This is a genomic window from Endozoicomonas sp. ONNA2, assembly GCF_024606365.1.
Taxonomy (GTDB): domain Bacteria; phylum Pseudomonadota; class Gammaproteobacteria; order Pseudomonadales; family Endozoicomonadaceae; genus Endozoicomonas.
In genome coordinates this window covers 1-2,901 of record NZ_JAHHPO010000035.1, presented here as the reverse complement: position 1 = coordinate 2,901, position 2,901 = coordinate 1, and the positions used below count along the sequence as shown (strand labels likewise).

The following is a 2,901-nucleotide window of genomic DNA, read 5'->3' as shown; positions in this document are numbered from 1 at the left end:
GAATTTACCGGTGACTAATACTCTGATGGGCCTGGGAGCCTACCCGGGTTCGGACCATCAGTTTGTCGGGATGCTCGGCATGCATGGCAGTTACTGCGCGAACCAGGCAATGCACAATGCGGACCTGATTTTGGCCGTGGGCGTCCGTTTTGATGATCGGGTCACTAATAACACGTCGAAGTTCTGCCCGGATGCAAAGATCATTCATATCGATATTGATCCTGCCAGTATCTCCAAGAATGTACCGGCGGATGTGCCGATTGTCGGGCCAGTGGATGCCGTTCTGGATGCCATGATCCGTCGTATAGAAGAGACAAATACCCGGATTGGCCAGAAAACACTGGACGACTGGTGGCGTCAGATCAATGAATGGCGTGCAGGTCGTGGCGGCCTGTTCCCTTACGACAAGGGTGACGGCACCATTCTCAAGCCACAGCAGGTCATTGAAACACTGTATAACGTGACCCGGGGTGAGGACACCTTCATCACTTCCGATGTTGGTCAGCACCAGATGTTTGCTGCCCAGTATTACCCATTTGATCAGCCCAACCGCTGGATTAACTCCGGTGGCCTGGGAACCATGGGCTTTGGTCTGCCAGCCGCCATGGGGGTTAAGCTGTCATTCCCGGACAGCCATGTGGCCTGTGTCACCGGTGAGGGCAGTATTCAGATGAATATTCAGGAACTCTCTACCTGCCTGCAATATGATTTGAACGTCAAAATTATCAACCTCAATAATCAGGCGCTGGGCATGGTACGACAGTGGCAGGATATGCAGTATGACAGTCGTTATTCCCATTCTTACATGGAATCACTGCCAGACTTTGTCAAACTGGCGGAATCCTACGGGCATGTGGGCATGAGAATTACTGACCCGTCCAGGCTGACGTCGGCTATGGAGGACGCGTTCTCGCTGAAGGACCGACTGGTCTTTATGGATATCCAGGTGGACACCAGTGAGCATGTTTACCCCATGCAGATCAAGGACGGCAATATGGCCGATATGTGGCTCAGCAAAACGGAGAGAACCTGATGAAACGGATTATCTCTGTCCTGGTTGAGAACGAACCCGGGGCACTGTCGCGCATTGTCGGGCTCTTCTCCCAGCGTAATTACAACATTGAGACATTGAATGTTGCACCAACGGAGGATAAAACGCTGTCCCGTCTGACGCTGACCACGGAGGGAAACCCCCAGGTCGTTGAGCAGATTACCAAGCAGCTGAACAAGCTGGTGGATGTGGTAAAACTGGTGGACCTGACCGAAGGCGCTCATATTGAGCGGGAGATGATGCTGATCAAGGTGCGTGCCGGTGGGCCGCTGCGTGCTGAGGTAAAGCGGACAGCGGATATTTTCCGTGGTCAGATCGTTGATGTGACCAGCTCTGTCTACACCATCCAGCTGACCGGAACCGGTGAAAAACTGGATGCCTTTATCGAAGCCATTGGTCAGGCACAGGTGCTGGAAGTTGTGCGAAGTGGGGTGACAGGAATTTCCCGTGGGGAAAAAGTGTTATCTCTTTAAGCAATGCCTGTTAATTTTTGCTCATATACCCCGCAGCTTGGTGCGGGGTAGTTTATTCAAAGCCTTTGATTGGGGTATTTTTGGCAGCTACTTGGCAGTGATTCGGAAGATTTCTTTCTAATACTTCCAGAATCATGTTGTTGTCAGGATGGAATGCATTTTATTCCTGCTGCTGCTTCTTTTGCCCCAGCAACATCAAAGTTCCTTGGATAGATTTACTGATGGCAAATGAACCTTCAGAAGATCGACCATGTCTGAGCAGGATTTGACTTTTGCTTTTTCGTCAGCCAAGGATTTGTTCTGAATGGTGTGGAAGAAAGCATTAAAGGCGAAGACTCCCAATTTGGCCTCTATAGCTATCATTAGAGCAGATTCTGAAAGTTCAAGGGCGGTCTTTCCGTACTGGGTTCTGTCGTTGATGGAGGCGCCTCCGTCAAGCAAGTGCTGAACTGCCTTTAAATGACCTTCAATGACCGCGTAATGAAGGGGGGTCATCATGCCAAAATCCTTTGCCACCGCAGACGGTTTGGCAGCCAATTTTATGGAGGTAGCATTGACGAAAGCACCATGGCCAATCAGTTGATCAATAATCTCTGCCTTACCGAATATAGCTGCAAGGTGCAGAGGTCTTTGTCCCTTGCTATTTTTGGCATTGACGTCAGCCTTATTGGCAACCAGTACTTCAATGGCGTCATGTGCGTGGTGGCTGAAGACTGCACAGTGCAGGGGCGTCCCTCCAGAATGGTCACGGGCATTAATGTCGGCACCCCGGGTTATCATGGCCTGAATTTTTTCTTTTTGTCCCTCTTTAATCACATCGTAAAAGGCTGATTGAACGGAGCCAGGATAATGAAGTGTTTTAATGTCAGTATCCGAAGTTCTGGCCAGTAATTGGTCGAATAAATTCCAGTCATTGATTTTAATCAGTTCGCAGAGTAATCCAGCACGCATATCGTCACAAGGTGCCTCAGAGCGACACAGGGTACTGGCTAACGATCTGATTATGGGTGCAGTCAGTTTGTTTACTCTGTTTATCCAGTCCCATAGCGTCTTCCCGCGGCCAATAAGTACATTGGTGTCTGCGCCTGCGGTCAGCAGAAGATCCACGGTCTCTGTCTGACCGGTCTCAATAGCAATGTGAAGCGGTGTTTTTTCGTACTGTTTCCGGTGGAATTCCCTTTCACCGTATCTTACTGTGGATTTGTCAGTTCTCTCCCTCATTCTTCCTATGTTCAACAAATGGTGTATTGTCATTTCAACCCTAAATACTTTTGGCAACCATGAGGCTTGGGCATCAATATTAGCGCCCCTGTCAAGCAATAGCCGAATGGCATCATGTTGCCCATGTTCTACCGCAAAATGGAGGGGGGTCCTGAT

General features: G+C 49.6%; 3 protein-coding genes. 2 read left to right on the top strand and 1 reads right to left on the bottom strand.

The window, feature by feature from the left end; all coding sequences use genetic code 11:
- On the top strand, positions 1 to 1,033 hold a 1,033-nt coding region (locus KDK14_RS00450), incomplete at its 5' end, for a thiamine pyrophosphate-dependent enzyme (protein WP_257263045.1).
- Entirely contained in the window at positions 1,033 to 1,524 is a 492-nt protein-coding gene (ilvN, locus tag KDK14_RS00445; RefSeq protein ID WP_101748023.1) for an acetolactate synthase small subunit, read from the top strand. The genes KDK14_RS00450 and ilvN, both read left to right, overlap by 1 nt.
- Positions 1,525 to 1,719: 195 nt before the next feature.
- Here ilvN and KDK14_RS00440 read toward each other — a convergent pair.
- Positions 1,720 to 2,901 (bottom strand): ankyrin repeat domain-containing protein (locus KDK14_RS00440; RefSeq protein WP_257263044.1); only part of this gene is annotated, 1,182 nt, incomplete at its 5' end.